Genomic DNA, 17,449 nt, shown 5'->3' on the forward strand with positions numbered 1-17,449 from the left:
TAAATAACCTTATTGTCATTCAACAGCTTGCCGTTGTAAATCCGTTTTTTACTAGTCGTACTCGTTTGACTGGCTGTAATTCCTGATTTTGTAATAGTTCGGGGAATAAATAATGGATGATATGCATGGTTAATCGTCGTGATTTTCCTTTATGTGGATGAATATGCATATACATGGATGGATTAAAGTTCGCTTCAATAATTCCATAAGCGTTTTTATGGGCTGCAGGAACTTCTGTATTTTCAATAATCAAATCAATCCCACAAATTTTTACCCCGAGTGCAGCTACCGCATCCACTGCTATTTTTTTATAATCATCAGGAATTTGATCGGTCACATCAATCGAATCTCCACCTGTACTAATATTGGAGTTTTCACGCAGATAGATGATTGCACCCTCTCGCGGAATGGAATCTATTCCATATCCTTGAGCTTTAAGCATAAGGTTCTCCAATTCCCCCAATTGGATGCTTTCTAAAGGCGTTCGATGGTCTCTTCCTCTTAACGAATCACGATTCTTTTGATCTACTAACTCTTGGATGGTATGTTTACCGTCCCCTTTAACATTCGCAGGAACTCGTAATAAAACAGCATAAACTTTATCATTTAACACAAAAAATCGATATTCTGTTCCATTAATAAATTCTTCTATTAATACAGATGAATCTTCTTTAAATGCTAGCGTGAGTGCCTTTTGATAATCCTCGTAATTTGCGCATTCTTTGAAGATTGATATTCCTAATCCATAGTTTGTTGTTTTCGGCTTCACAACAAAAGGCTTAGTAGAAAATAAATGATAGGATCGTAAAGCTTGATCGATTGTTTGAAACTCCTCACCCTTAGGCACTCGAAATCCATGTTGGTGTAGAATTTTCTTTGTTACTGTTTTATTTTCCATAATTAAAGTGGACACATAATTATCTTTACTTGTCATGTTTCCATTTTTTATATATTCAACATGATCTTTTAATTTCAGCTTCAAAAATTGATCTTGTCGATCCAAAATTTCTACTTGGATTCCTTGTTGTATGCAATCAAACATTAAAATCTGGGTGGACAACTCCATATCAGTAAAACCTGCTAATTGATAAGGCTTATCCCATGATTTTTTATAATTTTCTTTAGCAATTGACGTAGCCACTTGACTTTGACTGCTTTTTTCACTCTCTTTATAAAGTCTTCCGGCTAAAGTCTTGCTTGGATCCATCAGCATTTCTCTCAGATGAACAAATAACGTATCAGTAACAGGTAAATCTAAGCTTTCGACTAAATGTTCCATCTCATCAATCATCTTTTTAGCTTCTATTGCAAATTGTATATGCGCTAATGGATGCTCAAGAGCCACTATCTCATTATAAAAATCACCCATTTTTACCCATTCATCACAATGATCTCCTTCATCTTTCCATAGTAAATACAGTAGGAAAAGATGGAGAAATTCTACTTGTTCATAACTAATTCCATATGTGTCAAAAGGATTTAAATCTATATTGCGCAATTCAATATAATGAACACCGTGATCTTCTAAATCTGAAACATGATGCCCACCTCTTAAACGAATAGGTCCATAAAATTCCTTTTCTTCTGATAGAAGCCCTCTTTTCACCATCAAAGAAAGATCTGTTAGATAGTTCTGTATACTACTATACGACACTTTAACATCATCAGAATTGGCATAACCGTATTTACTACCTCTAATGCTTCTTACGGCATCATCCAAAGAATTATATTCAAAAAAATTCTTTTCACTACGCGGAGAAGCCCCATAAAAATAAGTTACTAACCATCGGTTGTGTAAATAATTTCTTGTAACCTTTAAATAAATTTCCGCTTTAAACTGTTGGTAATCTTTTATCTCCGATTGTAAGCTAAATAATGCTTGGATCAACTCTTCGCCGAATTCAAAGTTGAAGTGAATTCCGCTAACCATTTGTTTGCGACGGCCATAAGATTGCGATAAAGTTTGACGATATCGAACATTTTCGACATTTTCCAATTTCGCAATCACAATGTCTTCTTCTTTTTCTGGCAACTGTGGTGGCATGCTTAATGGCCATAGCATTTCATTCTCATCCATAGAACGATAAGCAACATCATGGATCGCTGCTAAGTAATTAAACAGATCCTCTAATGTCTCCGTAACAGGTGTGATTAATTCCATTTGTGTTTCTGAAAAATCTCGTTGAATATATGGGTGATCATCTTTTAACATTATGCTCTTAGGATGATCTGTTTTAGCCAAATTTCCCGACAAGTCAACTCGATGACTTTCTTTTTCAATCCCATAACGGGCTTTTAATAAGTATGATTTCACACGGTCATTGGCTAACATTGTTTTAAAATCCATAGTTGCTCTCCCCCCCCCCCAATTAACCATTTATCGAATTAATTCCCGTTTAACACGACTAAATGGGTCATAAAAATAATTGAATTATCTTAAGTACTTCATATGGAAAGAGAAATGGTCCTCTAAGAAAGTAGCTATAAAGAAATAGCTATGATCATAACCTTCCATTTTCTGATAATGTACTACTTGATTATTTTTCTGAGCATTCTTTAAAAAATAAGTTTCATCTAATTGTTCTGGATAAAAATCATCTTCAGTTCCTTGCGTAATGAGAATAGGAGCATGCCGGCCTCTTTGACCAATTCTGAAGCATCCCATTCTTTCCAAGAAGCTTGATCTTCACCTAAATAAGCGGAGAAAGCCTTTATTCCCCATGGGACTCTACTAGGACTTAAAATAGGAGAAAAGGCAGAAATTGCTTTGAACCTTGTCGCATTTTTCATGCCAATCACTAAAGCGCCATGACCACCCATTGAGTGGCCCATTATGCTTTCATCTCCTGAAAAATGAGGTACCAATGTTGACGCAATCGCGGTTAACTCATCTACTATATACGAATACATGTGATAATGCTTTGCCCACGGATCTTGTGTCGCATTTACATAAAAACCTGCACCTTTTCCAAGATCCCATCCGTCATCATTAGCCACATGTTCTCCACGTGGGGAAGTATCTGGAATAATAACGGCCACTTGATGTTTTTCAGCCAATCGTTGAAATCCACTTTTTAGACTAAAATTATCATCCGTACATGTTAAACCAGACAACCACCAAATAAGAGGAATTTTTTTCTTTTCTGTATTTGATGGTAAGTAAATACTAAATGTCATCTCGCATTTTAAATGTTCTGAATAATGAGTATATTTACATTGTTCTCCACCGAAAGAGCGACGTTTTTCAATACGTTTAAGACTCACTTTCTCACTCTCCATATGTTAAAATTGTACGGATGGACTCGCCCTTATGAAGCAAGTCAAACGCTTCATTGATGTCTGTAAAGTTTAAGTGGTGGGTGATAAACGAATCTAGATCAATTTTACCATTCCTATAATCTTCAATCATTCCTGGCAGCTGCGTTCTTCCTTTTACTCCACCAAAAGCTGATCCACGCCATACCCGTCCAGTTACTAATTGGAATGGGCGTGTTTGAATCTCTTTCCCTGCACCTGCTACACCGATAATAACACTTTCGCCCCATCCTTTATGACAACATTCAAGAGCAGATCTCATGACTTCAACATTCCCGATACACTCGAAACTATAATCGACTCCACCATCTGTCATTTCAACAATGACTTCTTGAATAGGTCTATCAAATTTAGATGGATTGATAAAATCAGTTGCTCCCATTTTTTTAGAGAGTTCAAACTTATCCTCATTTAAGTCAATAGCAATAATTCGGCTTGCTTTTGCTTGAACTAACCCTTGAATAACCGCTAATCCAATAGCGCCAAGACCAAATACGGCTGTCACTGCTCCTTCTTCTACTTTTGCTGTGTTGTGTACAGCCCCAATCCCTGTAGTAACACCGCATCCAAATAGACAAACTTTATCCAGTGGCGCCTCTGGGTCAATTTTTGCTAAAGAGACTTCAGAAACAACTGTATATTCACTAAATGTACTCGTTCCCATGTAATGATAAATAGGTTCTCCATTATAAGAAAAACGAGTGGTTCCATCAGGCATTAAACCTTTACCTTGAGTTTCTCGTACGGCACTACATAAGTTTGTTTTACCAGAACGACAGAATTTACATTCTCCACATTCAGCTGTGTATAGCGGAATAACATGGTCTCCTGGTTTTACTGAAGTCACTTCATCCCCTACAGCAACGACAACACCCGCACCTTCATGACCTAGTACAGCAGGAAATATACCTTCGGGATCATCACCTGATAATGTAAAAGCATCTGTATGACAGACTGATGTATAAAGTATTTTTACTAATACCTCTTTGGCTTTTGGTTCTTCTACATCGATTTCTACAATTTTAAGTGGTTCTCCTGCTCCAAATGCAACAGCAGCTCTACTTTTCAAATAAATCCCTTCTTTCCCTTGTTTTATGGTATTTACAATTTATATAATTACACATTAGAATTAATGGAACAATACTGACTTTTTTGTCACTATAAACATATTACAATAGAAGGAGATCGTAATAATATGGAAATTACCTATAAAGATAAAACGTTCTTCACGAGCAAAGATTTGGCCTTATCAGTAATAGGTGGTCGTTGGAAGATAGCAATTATATGGTGTTTACTCCGACAATCTCCATTGAGGTTAAGTGAAATACAAAAATACCTTCCGATGTCAATCAACGTATGTTAATTAGACAATTAAGGGAATTAGAAGAGGATAATATAATTACTAGAGTTGTATACCCGGTTGTACCTCCTAAAGTAGAGTATCAACTAAGTGAAATTGGTTTACTTCTAGAACCCGTTGTAACTTCCATTTGTGATTGGGGAGATAATTTTAGAGAATTTTTAGAAAAAGATTCCAATAAAAAATCAGTTGAATAAAAACCTATACTGGTTTGCGTATTGGGGAATTACTTCCATTAATAACATTACCCCTCATTTACACATACATCTCTCTTAATTGAAGCCGGTGTGGGAGTAAAGGAGATTCAGCAGAGTTGAGGCTATACAGACATAAACACGACAATGAATATTTACGCTAATAAGGAAGAAAAGGCCTCCCACCAGTTCAGTAAACTGATGAAAGACCTTCTCTGATAAGATTGTTTTGTGAAAAAAGTGAGCATATTTTGCTTGCTATGAGCAAAAGTATGAGTATTTATCTTTATTCCACTTAAAAACCCTTATATGTCAAGGCTTTATGATGTTTATTACATCATGCCGCCCATTCCACCCATGCCGCCCATGTCAGGCATTCCGCCACCAGCGTTTTCTTCTGGCTTATCAGCTACAACAGCTTCTGTTGTTAAGAACATAGCTGATACGGATGCTGCATTTTGAAGGGCAGAGCGAGTTACTTTTGCAGGGTCTACGATTCCTTGCTCCATCATATTGACCCACTCACTTGTAGCAGCGTTGAAGCCGATTCCTACAGGCTCTTTTTTCAATCTTTCAACGATTACAGATCCTTCTAGACCTGCATTGTCGGCGATTTGACGAACTGGCTCTTCTAGAGCGCGAAGAACGATGTTTACACCTGTCTTCTCGTCACCAGTTGCTTCTACTTTTTGTACAGCAGAAATTACGTTCACTAGAGCTGTTCCTCCTCCAGCTACGATTCCTTCTTCAACAGCTGCACGAGTAGAGTTTAGAGCATCTTCAATACGAAGTTTCTTCTCTTTTAATTCTGTTTCAGTAGCAGCACCTACTTTGATTACCGCTACTCCACCAGCAAGCTTCGCTAGGCGCTCTTGAAGTTTTTCCTTGTCAAATTCAGAAGTAGTTTCTTCAATTTGAGAACGGATTTGCTTCACGCGACCTGCGATTTGATCAGAAGATCCAGCACCTTCAACGATCGTTGTGTTTTCTTTTGTCACCACAACCTTGCTCGCACGACCTAATTGAGATACGTTAGCAGATTTAAGGTCTAATCCTAAATCTTCTGTGATTACTTCACCACCAGTTAAGATAGCGATGTCCTCTAGCATTGCTTTACGACGGTCACCAAAGCCAGGAGCTTTAACAGCTACTACATTGAATGTACCACGTAGTTTGTTCACAACTAAAGTAGCAAGAGCTTCTCCTTCAACATCTTCAGCCACAATTAATAGAGGCTTTCCTTGTTGAATGACTTGCTCTAACATAGGTAAGATCTCTTGGATGCTAGCGATCTTTTTATCTGTGATTAAGATATATGGATTGTCTAAGACAGCTTCCATCTTATCTGTATTTGTTACCATGTATGGAGATGCATAACCACGATCAAATTGCATTCCCTCTACAACTTCAAGTTCAGTAACGAATCCTTTAGATTCTTCAACAGTGATAACACCGTCATTACCAACCTTATCCATTGCTTCTGCAATTAATTGACCTACTTCGTCATCCGCAGCAGAAATAGCAGCTACTTGAGCAATAGATGCCTTTCCTTCGATTGGCTTAGAAATAGCAGAGATTTCTTCTACAGCAGCACGAACCGCTTTCTCAATCCCTTTGCGCACAACCATAGGATTTGCTCCTGCAGTTACGTTCTTTAACCCTTCACGAATCATCGCTTGAGCTAAAACGGTCGCAGTCGTTGTACCGTCACCAGCTACGTCATTTGTTTTATTGGCTACTTCAGCTACTAGCTTAGCGCCCATGTTTTCAAATGCATCTTCAAGCTCGATTTCTTTTGCGATTGTTACCCCGTCATTTGTAATTAACGGAGATCCAAATTTCTTTTCTAATACCACATTACGACCCTTTGGTCCTAATGTAACTTTAACAGCGTCAGCTAAAGCGTCTACTCCGCGTAACATCGCACGACGAGCAGATTCACCGAATTTAATATCTTTTGCCATCGTATTCAGCCTCCTTAATAATATGTAACTTCATTCAAATAGAAGTTCATTTGAATTGTCTTGTTTTTGCAACCAATTAGCTTAATACGGCTAATATATCACTTTCACGCATAATAAGAAGCTCTTTGTCTCCTACTTTCACTTCTGTACCAGCGTATTTAGAGAAAATCACTCGGTCGCCTTCCTTCACTTCTAGAGCCACGCGTTGTCCGTTCTCATAACGTCCACTACCTACAGCGACTACTTTCCCTTCTTGTGGCTTCTCTTTCGCAGAATCAGGAAGTATGATCCCACTTGCTGTTGTTTCTTCTTTCTCAACCGCTTCTAGTACAACACGGTCTCCTAATGGCTTTAACATTGAAAACGCCCTCCTTTATGGATTTGGTTTTTATTTTTTATTTTAATTAGCACTCACTCATACCGAGTGCTAACAATTCATATAATACTCATTTTTCCTAAACTTTGCAAGTATATTTTTCATTTTTTTCTCTATAATTTTCTATTTTTTTGTTCTACGTTTGCCGTTCATTTCCTTTATGTAAACAAAAAAAGATACACCCTACCATTATACGCAGGTGTACCTTCTTTTAGACGGGTATCGTATTTTATCTTTCTCAATGCTCTATCTTCATTCGATCCTTCTTATCTGTCATTCATCTATTATCTTTCATTGCTGAGCTCTTCTTCTTGAGCCCTAACCATTTTCTTATAGGAGAGATGAGAAAGTAGAATACTCACCTCATACAAAATGATCAGCGGCAGTGTGACAAAAAGATGGGATAACAAATCAGGCGGCGTAATAATCGCTGCAATGACAAAAAGAGCAAAGTACGCAAATTTTCTTATCTTCCTTAACAATACTGGATTGACAACTCCTAACCTGGTCAAAAACAGCATGAGCAAAGGCATTTGAAACAAGAAGCCAAAAGGGATAATTAAGGTAAATAAGAAGCTAAAATAACTAGCCATTCCATACATTTCCTGCGCCCCAAGCTGCTCCGCAATATTCATCATAAACCCGACCACAAAAGGAAAAAGCCAAAAATAACCGAAGGACAGTCCAATAATAAAGAGCAGGATTCCTCCTGGGATATAGCTTAATGTGACCCTTCTTTCCTTCACTGTCAATCCTGGACTGACAAAGGCCCAGATTTGATACAAGGCAAAAGGGAAGGTAATCACAATACCTAAAGCCATCGCAAATTGAAGATAGACTCGAAAAGCATCTGTTAAACCAATAACAACCCAATCTATAGATTGGGCAACATCCTGAAGCTTTAAATAATTGATCACTGTAGGGGCTAAATAAAAGCCGAGCACCATGGATAAAACAAAAAGGAGCAAAATATAGATTACTCTTTTTCGCAGTTCACCAACATGCTCCCACACATTCATTTGGCTCTGTTCTGACATGGCAATCCATCCTTATGATTCGTCAAAAACGTCTTTCGTTCGTTATTATTTGTCCTTCTTTTTATCGTCTTCATCATCGGTTAAACCCTTTGTTGCATTTTTAAATTCTTTTAGTGTTTTTCCAAACGCTCTTCCCAATTCAGGAAGCTTATTAGGGCCAAATAAGAGCAGGGCGAAAATCGCAATTAAAACTAAGCTAATGGGTCCAATTGGCATTTTATTCACCTCCTGCTTTTTCTTTATTGAGCGGATAATGCTTTAGAAAGTAGATAAGGGATTGTAGTTCAATTGATAAATCAATATGATGCACCCGAATATGTGGAGGAACATCCAATCTTGCAGGTGTAAAGTTTAGGATTCCCTGAATTCCAGCTTTCACTAATAAATCACTCGTTTTTTGTGCTGCCTGTACAGGGACTGTTAGTACAGCGACTACACAATCCCCCAAAGGCTCTCGCTCTATCTCATTCAGATCATAAATGTGTACCCCGCTTATTTCCTCTCCGATCTTGCTAGGGTCTACGTCATATGCCCTGACGATTTCGATATTGTGTGTTTTTTGAAAATTATAATGTAAAAGTGCTGTTCCCAGATTTCCTACCCCTACTAAAATAACGGCTGTTTTGTCATCTTGTCTTAACGTTTCACGAAAAAACTCTAAGAGATAATTCACGTTATAGCCGTATCCTTTTTTTCCAAGAGCACCAAAGCAAGAAAAATCCCTGCGTATGGTTGCAGCATCCACTTTCACAGCCTCACTTAACTCTGAAGAGGATACTCTTTGCTTGCCTGTTGCCCTTAGATTTTCTAAGAACCGATAGTAAAGAGGTAGCCTCTTGGCTGTTGCTTGTGGAATGGTATGCTCTCTCATTCACTATGTCCCCCCAGTTCAAACACCTCACGTTTACCCTGTAGTATCATAAGTGCGTTAGGAAGCTGATCTAAAATCGATTGTAGGCAATATTTCGCAGCATCAGGTGCGCCGGGAAGGTTAATAATTAAGGTGTTTCCCCGCGTTCCGCATAAGGCTCTTGTTAACATGGCTTGACGAGAAAAAGACATGGTTTGTCGTCTCATTTCCTCTGCCATCCCCGGAATAATACGATCAATGACTAATCTTGTCGCTTCCGGAGTGACATCCTCAGGACTTAGGCTCGTTCCTCCAACGGTAATTAAAAGATCAGCTTTATGGCGATCCGAAAGCTCAATCATATGTTCCTTAAGGGTTGTAATACAATCTGGAGAAACGCGATGAGCAATTATTTCACAATTTAAATTCTCCCGAATCACTTCCTGCACAACAGGACCTGCGTCGTCCACCCTTTCTCCTCTAGATGCTCGATCACTTGATGTTATCATGCTACTCTCCACATTTTTTGGCTCCTCCTTCAGCTATTTCACGTCGATAATCTCCACTTTTCCGCCCGTCTTTTGAACCAAGTAAGTGGGTCCTATGACCATTCCTTTATCTACTGCTTTACACATATCATAAATCGTTAAAGCACAAACAGAGGCAGCCGTAAGGGCTTCCATCTCTACCCCGGTTTTTCCGTTTGTCTTTACCTCTACTTCAATCTTGATCGTGCCTTTTGTTTCACAGCGTTCCGTTGAAAAATGAATATTCACTCCCGTTAATGCCAGAGGATGACACATAGGAATAATGTTCGAGGTCTGCTTGGCTGCCATAACCCCAGCAACCTGAGCAACTGCAAGCACATCCCCTTTCCCAATCTTACCTTCCTCCAGCTTATTCAATACCTCTAAAGTCATTTGTACCTGACTGACAGCGGTGGCTGCTCTAGAGGTTTCGTTTTTTGCAGATATATCAACCATACGGGCTCTGCCTTGGTCGTTAAAATGTGTAAAGGTTGACATGGAGTGCCCCTCCCTTTTTCGTCATTCTCTTTTATTCTACACGATTTCACAAAGGTTGTCTTCTACTGTGTTCAGGACAATTGATAAATTTGTGAACTTTGTTAAACTGTAATTATGAAATAAGAGGTGAGGAATAAAATGATCTTATTACAAGCACATAATATATCAAAATCATATGGAGTCCTCCCTATTCTTACCAACATCCAATTAGAAATACGTTCAGGAGAACGAATCGGTCTAGTGGGTGTGAATGGAGCTGGGAAGTCAACCTTATTAAAAATTATTACAGGCGAATTGTCCTATAATTCTGGTGAGATTATGAAATCCAAGGAAGTTGAAATAGGATACCTCGCTCAGAATAGTGGTCTAGAATCTTCTCTTAGCATCTGGGATGAAATGAAAAAAGTGTTTGCTTCTCTTATAGAACAAGAAAAAGCCCTGCGTGAGATGGAACAAAAAATGGCAGATCCAACAATAATGGATCAGTCTAGCCTCTATGAAAAATTATTGGAGGAATACTCTCGTCGCTCGGTGGAGTTCAAGGAACAAGGAGGCTACCAATACGAAGCTCTTATTCGTAATGTGCTACATGGACTTCGTTTCGCTCAAAAGGATTACAATGATCCCATCTCTTCTCTGAGCGGTGGTCAAAAGACACGACTTGCCCTTGCCAAACTTTTGCTACAACAGCCTGCTATTCTGATTCTTGATGAGCCTACCAACTATCTCGATTTAGAAACCTTGGCGTGGTTAGAACAGTTCCTTCAATCTTACCCAGGCGGATTGCTTATTGTTTCCCACGATCGATATTTTTTAGATGCTCTCGTCAATGTGATCTATGAGATCGAAAGAACCAAAGCGACGAAATATGGAGGGAACTACTCTCGTTTCTTAGAGCAAAAAGCAGAGAGATTTGAGCAAGAACTGAAGCTATTTAAAAAGCAACAAAAAGAAATAGAAAAACTCGAAGACTTTGTGCAACGGAATATGGCGAGAGCTTCAACCACGAAACGAGCTCAAAGCAGGCAAAAACAATTAGAACGAATGGAGAAGGTAGATCGACCACAAGGAGATTTGAAATCTGCTTCCTTCGCTTTTGGTATTGAAAAACAAAGTGGAAATGATGTCCTGAAGCTGATGGATGTCGGGGTAGGATATCCCGAGCAAGCCCCGCTTGCCCAACATATTCAATTCGAGGTCTATAGAGGGGATAGCATTGCCATTGTCGGGCCCAATGGTGTAGGAAAAACAACCCTCCTTAAAACCATTATGGGAGAAATTGAAGCAAAGGAAGGCACGATTCAAAAAGGAGCTAATGTCACCATCGCTTACTATGACCAAGAGCAAAACAAGCTCCGTTCGAATAAAACTGTTCTTCAGGAAATATGGGATGATTATCCTCATATGCTGGAAAAAGAAGTTCGGGGTCTGTTAGGTCAGTTTCTATTTAGCGGGGATGATGTCTTAAAGCTGGTTTCAGATCTGAGCGGTGGCGAAAAAGCGCGACTTTCTTTGGCTAAGCTTCTTTTACAGAAAGCCAATGTCTTAATCCTGGACGAGCCTACCAACCATTTGGACATCTATAGCAAAGAGGTTCTAGAGGAAGCCCTGCTGGACTACCCTGGAACTCTCTTATTTGTTTCACATGATCGCTATTTTCTCAATCGTATGGCGACCAAAGTGGTCGAAATCTCCGCTAGCGGTTCAGAAATGTACCTGGGAGATTATGATTACTATGTGCACAAAAAGAAGGAGCTTGAAGAAATTAAAAGCTTGAAGCTGAAAGAAGCATCACAAAAAAATGCCTTATCTCCTGAGCCGATCAAAGAGCAGAAGGATAAAGAAAGCTACGAGCGCGAAAAAGAAAAACAAAAGCAGCAAAGACAACGTGAAAGAAAGAAAGCCCAGCTGGAAGAGAGCATTGAAAAGCACGAACAACAAATTAAGGAATTGGAAGAAGCCCTCTGTCTTCCTGAGATTTATCAGGATTATGAAAAGTCAGCCGAAATCCAAGGAAATCTAGACTCATTAAAAGCTGAACTAGATCAATTCATTGAAGAGTGGACCTTCCTAGAAGAAGAATAAAGCCACTAATAAAGCGGCTGGTACACACTCACAGCACAAATCGCCCCTTGCTACCTTACGTAGGAAGGGGTTTTTTGAGCGCCTAGCACTTACAACTAATCTTTAAAGCGCAAAAAGATATACGGAAAGGTAACATACATCATGGTTGTCGCTGCGGCAACAATCCCTGAATCATTGACCAGCAGGATCAGTACGGCACCCACGACAATGGATTGAAAGCCGTGAAGCCAAGGATCATTGCGCACGATATCCTGCCGATGTTTCCGATACCAGAACAAAAAGAGAAGTAAGACAATAAAGCTGGTGACAAAAAGCTTCCCCCACAAAGAAACACGAATCAGCTTGAGATTCATTTCTAGCTTACGATAAACGATCTGTCTAATGGGCTCCCATTCTCCACTAACAAGCAATCTAACTACACTCCCAATATGGGTGTGCTCACTCTGGAGATGGAGGTAGCCAATGAAGCCAATAATAGCAAACAAAAGGATTGAAAAAGAAAGCAGATGCTTCCAACTACACTTTACTCTTAAAAAAAGAAAGATAGAACATAAAAAAGTCAGCAATGAAGCGAGTGTCGCACCAGCATTTGTACCGTATTGTGGAGCGGCCATAAAATATAAAAGGATCAAAAACATCAGACTCACTGCAACGATAAAAGAACGCCCTACTTTTTGAGGCTCCCCTATTTCCGTCTTTTTCTTTTGCATTAACCAGACATAGACCCCAGTTACCCCTAACAAGGAGCTTCCAAGCAAGATCCCCGCATACTCATTACCCAAGCCATAATATCTTGCACCAATCATAGGATCATAGCCTAAAAAGGATCTTTTCATCCACAAGCTTCCCTGCAACAAATCATAGACAATGACGATACTGTTTACTAGACCAATCAGGGCGAGGAAAAGCGAATTATCCATCAGTTTTTTTAAACAAATGCTTAAAAGCATGGAACTAAGCAAGAGAACAACAATCCACAGCCATGCATGCAGATAAAGGATCAACGGAGTTATCCACAGGAAGAATAGGGGGGAGAGCAGAATCGTCCCCACCAAAATCTGAATATGCTGAACCGCTTTTTGGTCTCGAAAGAACCACCAATAAACCGTTGTTGCTACGAGTAAAAGGATAACTAAAGAAACATAAATCGTGATAATCCATCGTCGTTCCTGATAAATCGTAAACAAGTAGTCCAAATGGCTTTGCCAAGGCTTCAAATTCAATTGTCCATCAGTGTAATGTAGCCATTCTGTTGATGCTGTGGATATCTGATTCTCAGCCTCCTTACTAGGAACGATCCCTTTGCCGACTAGCTCGGATGGCTGCTCTATTGAATAGAACTCTAGGATACTCGCGATAAGGTCAACATTAGCTACAATGCCCTTTTGTTTTGTTGTTGCGGATAATAAGACCTCATGCTTTTGCCCCTTTTGCCATGTCACCAAGGGAGCCAAGTGCTTACCCTGACGCAGAGATTCTTTGGATACCATGGGAGAAAGCAACCAGATTGCCAGCCCTTCCTCCTGGTATTGCTGTTGTCCTTGCTCGGCAATGCTTGAAAAAAAAGCACTTACCTCCTCCAGCCATCTCTTCTTCGTCCTTTCCAGTTGTAAAGGAGAGAGAAACTCCTTTTCAGCTTCGATGCGTTCTAGATCTCCTAGCTCGATGACAGTAAAAGAACGGGGATAAGTAGACCAAATCTCCTGTAATGCTACTATTATTTTTTCCCAATCGGTGACCCACCCTGTAGGAAATTGCAGGTCTTTACGTAAACTCTCTTTGTCAATAAGTCCATTGGCTTCCCCAGCAAAATTCATTACGAACGTAGCAGCCAGTCTCTGCCTCTGTTCAAACACATCACTATTACCAAAGGCGGCTGTATAAATCCCCTGTTGATCTAAGGTTTCTCCTAACCAGCCCGGCCCTGTCTGGATGTTTCCTTTTGTCCTTGTCCATTCTTCCTGTAAACGATAGATCTCTGGGTGGACAATCTCCTTAGCAGGTTTTTTACCTGATCTTTGTTGATAAATCTCCCCCGCCTTGCCCTGATCCATCGTTTCCTCTTGTTGATAACCATTCCATTCTTTCGTCCCCACTCCAAAGTGACCTGTTGATAACGTGATGACATTGTTGATTACTGACATCTGTCCCCCTGTTCTCATGCTCATGCCTGCTAGTTGAAGATCCTTCTGAACGGAAGCAGGAATCTGGTGAATCCATAATTCTGTATCATCAAAGCTATATCCCGGGACCAAAAGCAGGACGATATGCCTTTCATCCCCCTCTTCTTGCTAGCCAAAGCCGTTGCCGAACATGAAAAAAAGAGAAAAATCATACCGATGGCCATCCATAACAACCGAAATAGATTCCTTCTAGCATTGAATGCACACATGCTGATCTCTCCCTTATATCCGTAAGCTAACAGGTTATTCACAGCTTATTCTAACTAGATTGATTCTATTTCATTCAACGATATATACTTATCCACAAAAATAAAAACCTGTGGATATACTTTTCCACAGGTTGTGAACAATTTGTGAATAACTTTGTAGATAACTCTAGTGATTCATTGCTTAGCTTAATTCTAAACCAGGATAAGCGTTAAGTGACATAGAGTCCTTTCTTCCTTTTTGAAACGAAATATACCCTGCTCCAGCAATCATGGCAGCGTTATCTGTGCACAACGAGAAGGGAGGAATCACCAAAGGAATGGATTTCTCCGCACAAGCCAAGGTCAACTGCTGACGAAGAGCTTGATTGGCAGCTACTCCGCCGGCTAATAGAACTTGTTTGACTCCATACTCATGGGCAGCTCTCAATGTTTTTCCTACTAATACATCGATGACGCTTTGCTGAAAGCTGGCAGCAACATCTTCAATCACAACACTCGTTCCTTTTTGTTCATGGTTGTGAACATAGTTGAGCACCGCAGATTTCAAGCCACTAAAGCTAAAATCATAGGTATCTGCTTCAAGCCAAGCTCTCGGGAATGGAATGGATGCCTCTCCCTGTTGAGCCAACCGATCGATATGCGGTCCACCAGGATAGGGAAGCTGTAAAGCACGTGCGACCTTGTCGTACGCTTCTCCTGCGGCATCATCTCGGGTTTCACCTAGAATCTCGTATTCTCCATGCTCTTTCATTAAGACAAGCTCTGTATGTCCTCCTGAAACCACTAGAGTCAGAAGGGGAAAGGCAAACTCTTGGACAAAGCGATTAGCGTAGATATGACCCGCAATGTGATGGACTCCTATCAGCGGAATCCCGTGAGCGAAGGCAATCGCTTTCGCTGCTGCTACTCCAATCAGCAGGGCCCCTACTAATCCGGGTCCTTTGGTGACAGCAATGGCATCAATGTCTGCCATCGTTACCTTCGCTTCTTCTAGAGCTTCTTCGATCACTAAGGTAATATGCTCAACATGCCTTCGCGAAGCCACTTCTGGGACCACTCCGCCAAAGCGCTTGTGAATCTCCATCTGTGAAGAAACAATGTTCGATAGGATACGGACCCCATTCTCCACAATCGCTACAGAGGTTTCATCACAGCTTGTTTCAATTCCTAAGATTTTAATTGATTCCTTTTGTTTCATCTAAATTCACCCACATTATAATGGCATCTTCATGATTATCTGTATAATAGCCTTTTCTAATTCCATGCTCCGTAAATCCTAATTTTTTGTATAAATTCTGTGCGCTTCTATTAGATACTCGAACTTCTAGCGTCATTTTCGCCGCACCATACATCATGGATAAACTGATGATGTGCCTCATCAGGTATTCTCCAATCTTTCTCCCTCGATACTCTGGGTGTACAGCAACATTGGTAATATGAGCTTCATCTACAATTACCCAGACCCCACAATACCCTACCACCTTATGTTCCATCTCCGCAATGATATAGTAGGCAAAGTGGTTGTTAATCAGCTCATTATAAAATGCATCTGCGGTCCAGGGAGTGGTAAATGACTGATGTTCAACCTCTAGGATTCCCGGGATATCTTCCACTTTCATAAGGCGAAAATGAATGTCTTCCTCCACCATGATATCCTTCCTCTCTAACAACTTCCTCCTTGACGAGCAAGCCAATTGGCTTCCGCTTCAGCTAACTGAAGATATTCTGGTACAAATGAATGTATGTCCGTTTCCTGTCGTGTATGCCACTCTTTCCAAACCAGCTGAGCTAATTGAGCGGCTCGTGGACGGTGTTCTATTTCCCGAGCGAACCTAATATGATCCCCTAAACCCTGTTCCAGCACTTCACGATGGTGAGACACACCTTCTCCAATGAAGAGAAGAGGCTCTTCACTCCCTCTATATTCTTCAATCAAGTCCGTTATTAATTGAAGACGGTCTGCTTGCTGTGGGAGGGCTAATTCTCTTTCTTCATCCCAGCGATAGATCCCGCGATACACCTGACCACGGCGAGCATCAACAAGTGGAATAATCAAGCCAGATTCATCAGGACGATTTTGGGCAATCACCTGTAAGCTGGATACACCAGCAAGGGGAATTTGAAGTGTCCATGCCAGCGTTTTGGCGGTCGTCACTCCAATTCGCACACCGGTATATGATCCAGGTCCCTGAGCCACACCGATCCCTTGAAGTTCCCCCGGCTTAATCTGTAGTTCTTGTAAAAGCTGTTCAATCGCTGGCATCAATCGGAGAGAGTGATTTTTGGATATGTAGCTATTGATTTCTCCAAGTACCACTCCCTGGTCTATAACGGCAACTCCTAATGGCCAGTTGGATGTGTCCATTACTAATAGCTTCATGCCAGCACCTCTTTTATTAATTGTTCATATCGCTCTCCACGTGGAGTGAAAGAGATTTCTCTCGTCTGTTCACCCATTTTATGAATCTCAATCTCCAGCCGTTCCTGAGGAATATAGTCTTGGATCATTTGAGGCCACTCGACGACACACACTCCACCGCCATAAAAGTATTCATCGAAGCCTAAATCTTCTGCTTGATCCTCAAGTCTGTAGGCATCCATATGATACAAGGTTAGTGAGCTGCCTTGATATTCTTTGATAATGGTAAAAGTAGGGCTGTTAACGTGCCTCTTCACTCCTAATCCTTTGGCTAAACCTTGCGTAAATGTTGTTTTACCAGCCCCCAGATCCCCGGTCAAAGTGATGACTTCACCACCCACCAAGTGTTTTCCTATCTTCTCAGCAAGCTGCTTGGTTTCCTCTGAGGAGGTGATCCGTTGCTGAAGCCTCTCTTGCATACTAAACCCTCTT

At 40.4% G+C, this 17,449-nt stretch carries 14 protein-coding genes and 4 pseudogenes; 3 read left to right on the forward strand and 15 right to left on the reverse strand.

The genetic code is table 11. The annotated features are described in order from the left end of the window. Positions 1-19: 19 nt before the first annotated feature. The 3 genes and pseudogenes from gshAB to JCM10596_RS05725 all read right to left on the reverse strand — a co-directional run bounded on the left by gshAB (position 20) and on the right by JCM10596_RS05725 (position 4,384). Positions 20-2,347 (reverse strand): bifunctional glutamate--cysteine ligase GshA/glutathione synthetase GshB, encoded by a 2,328-nt coding sequence (gene gshAB, locus JCM10596_RS05715; RefSeq protein ID WP_025026294.1) that lies wholly within the window; start codon positions 2,345-2,347, stop codon positions 20-22. Between the two features lie 84 nt (positions 2,348-2,431). Then, positions 2,432-3,264, reverse strand: a pseudogene (gene fghA, locus JCM10596_RS24120) (S-formylglutathione hydrolase). A 4-nt stretch (positions 3,265-3,268) separates the two neighbouring features. Beyond that, complete coding sequence (locus JCM10596_RS05725) at positions 3,269-4,384, reverse strand: S-(hydroxymethyl)glutathione dehydrogenase/class III alcohol dehydrogenase (RefSeq protein ID WP_025026295.1); 1,116 nt, start codon at positions 4,382-4,384, stop codon at positions 3,269-3,271. Between the two features lie 126 nt (positions 4,385-4,510). Here JCM10596_RS05725 and JCM10596_RS24125 point away from each other — a divergent pair. Together JCM10596_RS24125 and JCM10596_RS31215 are read left to right on the forward strand one after the other, a co-directional pair. Next, positions 4,511-4,872 (forward strand): annotated as a pseudogene (locus JCM10596_RS24125) (winged helix-turn-helix transcriptional regulator). Between the two features lie 45 nt (positions 4,873-4,917). Then, positions 4,918-5,088 (forward strand): annotated as a pseudogene (locus JCM10596_RS31215) (site-specific integrase); the annotation flags it as partial. 113 nt (positions 5,089-5,201) lie between these two features. Here the strand turns inward: JCM10596_RS31215 and groL are convergent. From groL to moaC, 7 genes and pseudogenes are all read right to left on the reverse strand, one after another. Beyond that, positions 5,202-6,833 (reverse strand): chaperonin GroEL, encoded by a 1,632-nt coding sequence (groL, locus tag JCM10596_RS05735; protein WP_025026296.1) that lies wholly within the window; start codon positions 6,831-6,833, stop codon positions 5,202-5,204. Positions 6,834-6,909: 76 nt separating this feature from the next. After that, complete coding sequence (gene groES / locus JCM10596_RS05740) at positions 6,910-7,191, reverse strand: co-chaperone GroES (protein ID WP_025026297.1); 282 nt, start codon at positions 7,189-7,191, stop codon at positions 6,910-6,912. A 302-nt stretch (positions 7,192-7,493) separates the two neighbouring features. Next, positions 7,494-8,246, reverse strand: coding sequence for a twin-arginine translocase subunit TatC (gene tatC / locus JCM10596_RS05745; RefSeq protein WP_025026298.1), 753 nt, complete (start codon positions 8,244-8,246; stop codon positions 7,494-7,496). 45 nt (positions 8,247-8,291) lie between these two features. Beyond that, positions 8,292-8,462, reverse strand: a complete 171-nt coding sequence (tatAY, locus tag JCM10596_RS05750; RefSeq protein ID WP_025026299.1) for a sec-independent protein translocase protein TatAY — start codon at positions 8,460-8,462, stop codon at positions 8,292-8,294. 1 nt (position 8,463) lies between these two features. Beyond that, on the reverse strand, positions 8,464-9,117 hold the full coding sequence (locus JCM10596_RS05755) for a redox-sensing transcriptional repressor Rex (RefSeq protein ID WP_025026300.1): 654 nt from the start codon (positions 9,115-9,117) through the stop codon (positions 8,464-8,466). Continuing rightward, positions 9,114-9,605 carry a MogA/MoaB family molybdenum cofactor biosynthesis protein gene (locus JCM10596_RS05760; protein WP_034680661.1) on the reverse strand — a complete coding sequence of 164 codons (492 nt, stop codon included), beginning with the start codon at positions 9,603-9,605 and terminating at the stop codon, positions 9,114-9,116. The genes JCM10596_RS05755 and JCM10596_RS05760 overlap by 4 nt, the downstream gene beginning before the upstream one ends. A 1-nt stretch (position 9,606) precedes the next feature. After that, positions 9,607-10,121, reverse strand: a pseudogene (gene moaC / locus JCM10596_RS24130) (cyclic pyranopterin monophosphate synthase MoaC). A gap of 138 nt (positions 10,122-10,259) precedes the next feature. Between moaC and JCM10596_RS05770 the strand changes: the two are divergent. Further along, positions 10,260-12,206 (forward strand): ABC-F family ATP-binding cassette domain-containing protein, encoded by a 1,947-nt coding sequence (locus tag JCM10596_RS05770; RefSeq protein WP_025026302.1) that lies wholly within the window; start codon positions 10,260-10,262, stop codon positions 12,204-12,206. A gap of 95 nt (positions 12,207-12,301) precedes the next feature. On the opposite strand, the gene JCM10596_RS05775 is transcribed toward JCM10596_RS05770, so the two are convergent. The 5 genes from JCM10596_RS05775 to tsaE form a co-directional block, all read right to left on the reverse strand. Continuing rightward, positions 12,302-14,368: a hypothetical protein gene (locus tag JCM10596_RS05775; RefSeq protein ID WP_159102324.1), complete on the reverse strand. Its 2,067-nt coding sequence runs from the start codon at positions 14,366-14,368 to the stop codon at positions 12,302-12,304. A gap of 411 nt (positions 14,369-14,779) precedes the next feature. Then, positions 14,780-15,796, reverse strand: coding sequence for a tRNA (adenosine(37)-N6)-threonylcarbamoyltransferase complex transferase subunit TsaD (tsaD, locus tag JCM10596_RS05780; protein ID WP_025026304.1), 1,017 nt, complete (start codon positions 15,794-15,796; stop codon positions 14,780-14,782). Next, positions 15,774-16,247 (reverse strand): ribosomal protein S18-alanine N-acetyltransferase, encoded by a 474-nt coding sequence (gene rimI / locus JCM10596_RS05785; protein WP_199900114.1) that lies wholly within the window; start codon positions 16,245-16,247, stop codon positions 15,774-15,776. The genes tsaD and rimI overlap by 23 nt, the downstream gene beginning before the upstream one ends. A gap of 14 nt (positions 16,248-16,261) precedes the next feature. Further along, entirely contained in the window at positions 16,262-16,978 is a 717-nt protein-coding gene (tsaB, locus tag JCM10596_RS05790; RefSeq protein WP_025026306.1) for a tRNA (adenosine(37)-N6)-threonylcarbamoyltransferase complex dimerization subunit type 1 TsaB, read from the reverse strand. After that, positions 16,975-17,436 (reverse strand): tRNA (adenosine(37)-N6)-threonylcarbamoyltransferase complex ATPase subunit type 1 TsaE, encoded by a 462-nt coding sequence (gene tsaE / locus JCM10596_RS05795; protein ID WP_025026307.1) that lies wholly within the window; start codon positions 17,434-17,436, stop codon positions 16,975-16,977. The genes tsaB and tsaE overlap by 4 nt, the downstream gene beginning before the upstream one ends. Positions 17,437-17,449 lie beyond the last annotated feature (13 nt).

The sequence above is a fragment of the Caldalkalibacillus mannanilyticus JCM 10596 genome (assembly GCF_000615945.1).
GTDB lineage: Bacteria > Bacillota > Bacilli > Caldalkalibacillales > JCM-10596 > Bacillus_AT > Bacillus_AT mannanilyticus.

What these genes read in the sequence shown, in the direction of transcription:
- groES (WP_025026297.1), bottom strand. Translation starts at nt 7,191, where the DNA reads ATGTTAAAGCCATTAGGAGACCGTGTTGTACTAGAAGCGGTTGAGAAA.
- JCM10596_RS05760 (WP_034680661.1), bottom strand. Translation starts at nt 9,605, where the DNA reads ATGATAACATCAAGTGATCGAGCATCTAGAGGAGAAAGGGTGGACGAC.
- tatC (WP_025026298.1), bottom strand. Translation starts at nt 8,246, where the DNA reads ATGTCAGAACAGAGCCAAATGAATGTGTGGGAGCATGTTGGTGAACTG.
- tsaE (WP_025026307.1), bottom strand. Translation starts at nt 17,436, where the DNA reads ATGCAAGAGAGGCTTCAGCAACGGATCACCTCCTCAGAGGAAACCAAG.
- groL (WP_025026296.1), bottom strand. Translation starts at nt 6,833, where the DNA reads ATGGCAAAAGATATTAAATTCGGTGAATCTGCTCGTCGTGCGATGTTA.
- tatAY (WP_025026299.1), bottom strand. Translation starts at nt 8,462, where the DNA reads ATGCCAATTGGACCCATTAGCTTAGTTTTAATTGCGATTTTCGCCCTG.
- JCM10596_RS05755 (WP_025026300.1), bottom strand. Translation starts at nt 9,117, where the DNA reads ATGAGAGAGCATACCATTCCACAAGCAACAGCCAAGAGGCTACCTCTT.
- tsaD (WP_025026304.1), bottom strand. Translation starts at nt 15,796, where the DNA reads ATGAAACAAAAGGAATCAATTAAAATCTTAGGAATTGAAACAAGCTGT.
- rimI (WP_199900114.1), bottom strand. Translation starts at nt 16,247, where the DNA reads ATGGTGGAGGAAGACATTCATTTTCGCCTTATGAAAGTGGAAGATATC.
- gshAB (WP_025026294.1), bottom strand. Translation starts at nt 2,347, where the DNA reads ATGGATTTTAAAACAATGTTAGCCAATGACCGTGTGAAATCATACTTA.
- tsaB (WP_025026306.1), bottom strand. Translation starts at nt 16,978, where the DNA reads ATGAAGCTATTAGTAATGGACACATCCAACTGGCCATTAGGAGTTGCC.
- JCM10596_RS05770 (WP_025026302.1), top strand. Translation starts at nt 10,260, where the DNA reads ATGATCTTATTACAAGCACATAATATATCAAAATCATATGGAGTCCTC.
- JCM10596_RS05775 (WP_159102324.1), bottom strand. Translation starts at nt 14,368, where the DNA reads ATGAGAACAGGGGGACAGATGTCAGTAATCAACAATGTCATCACGTTA.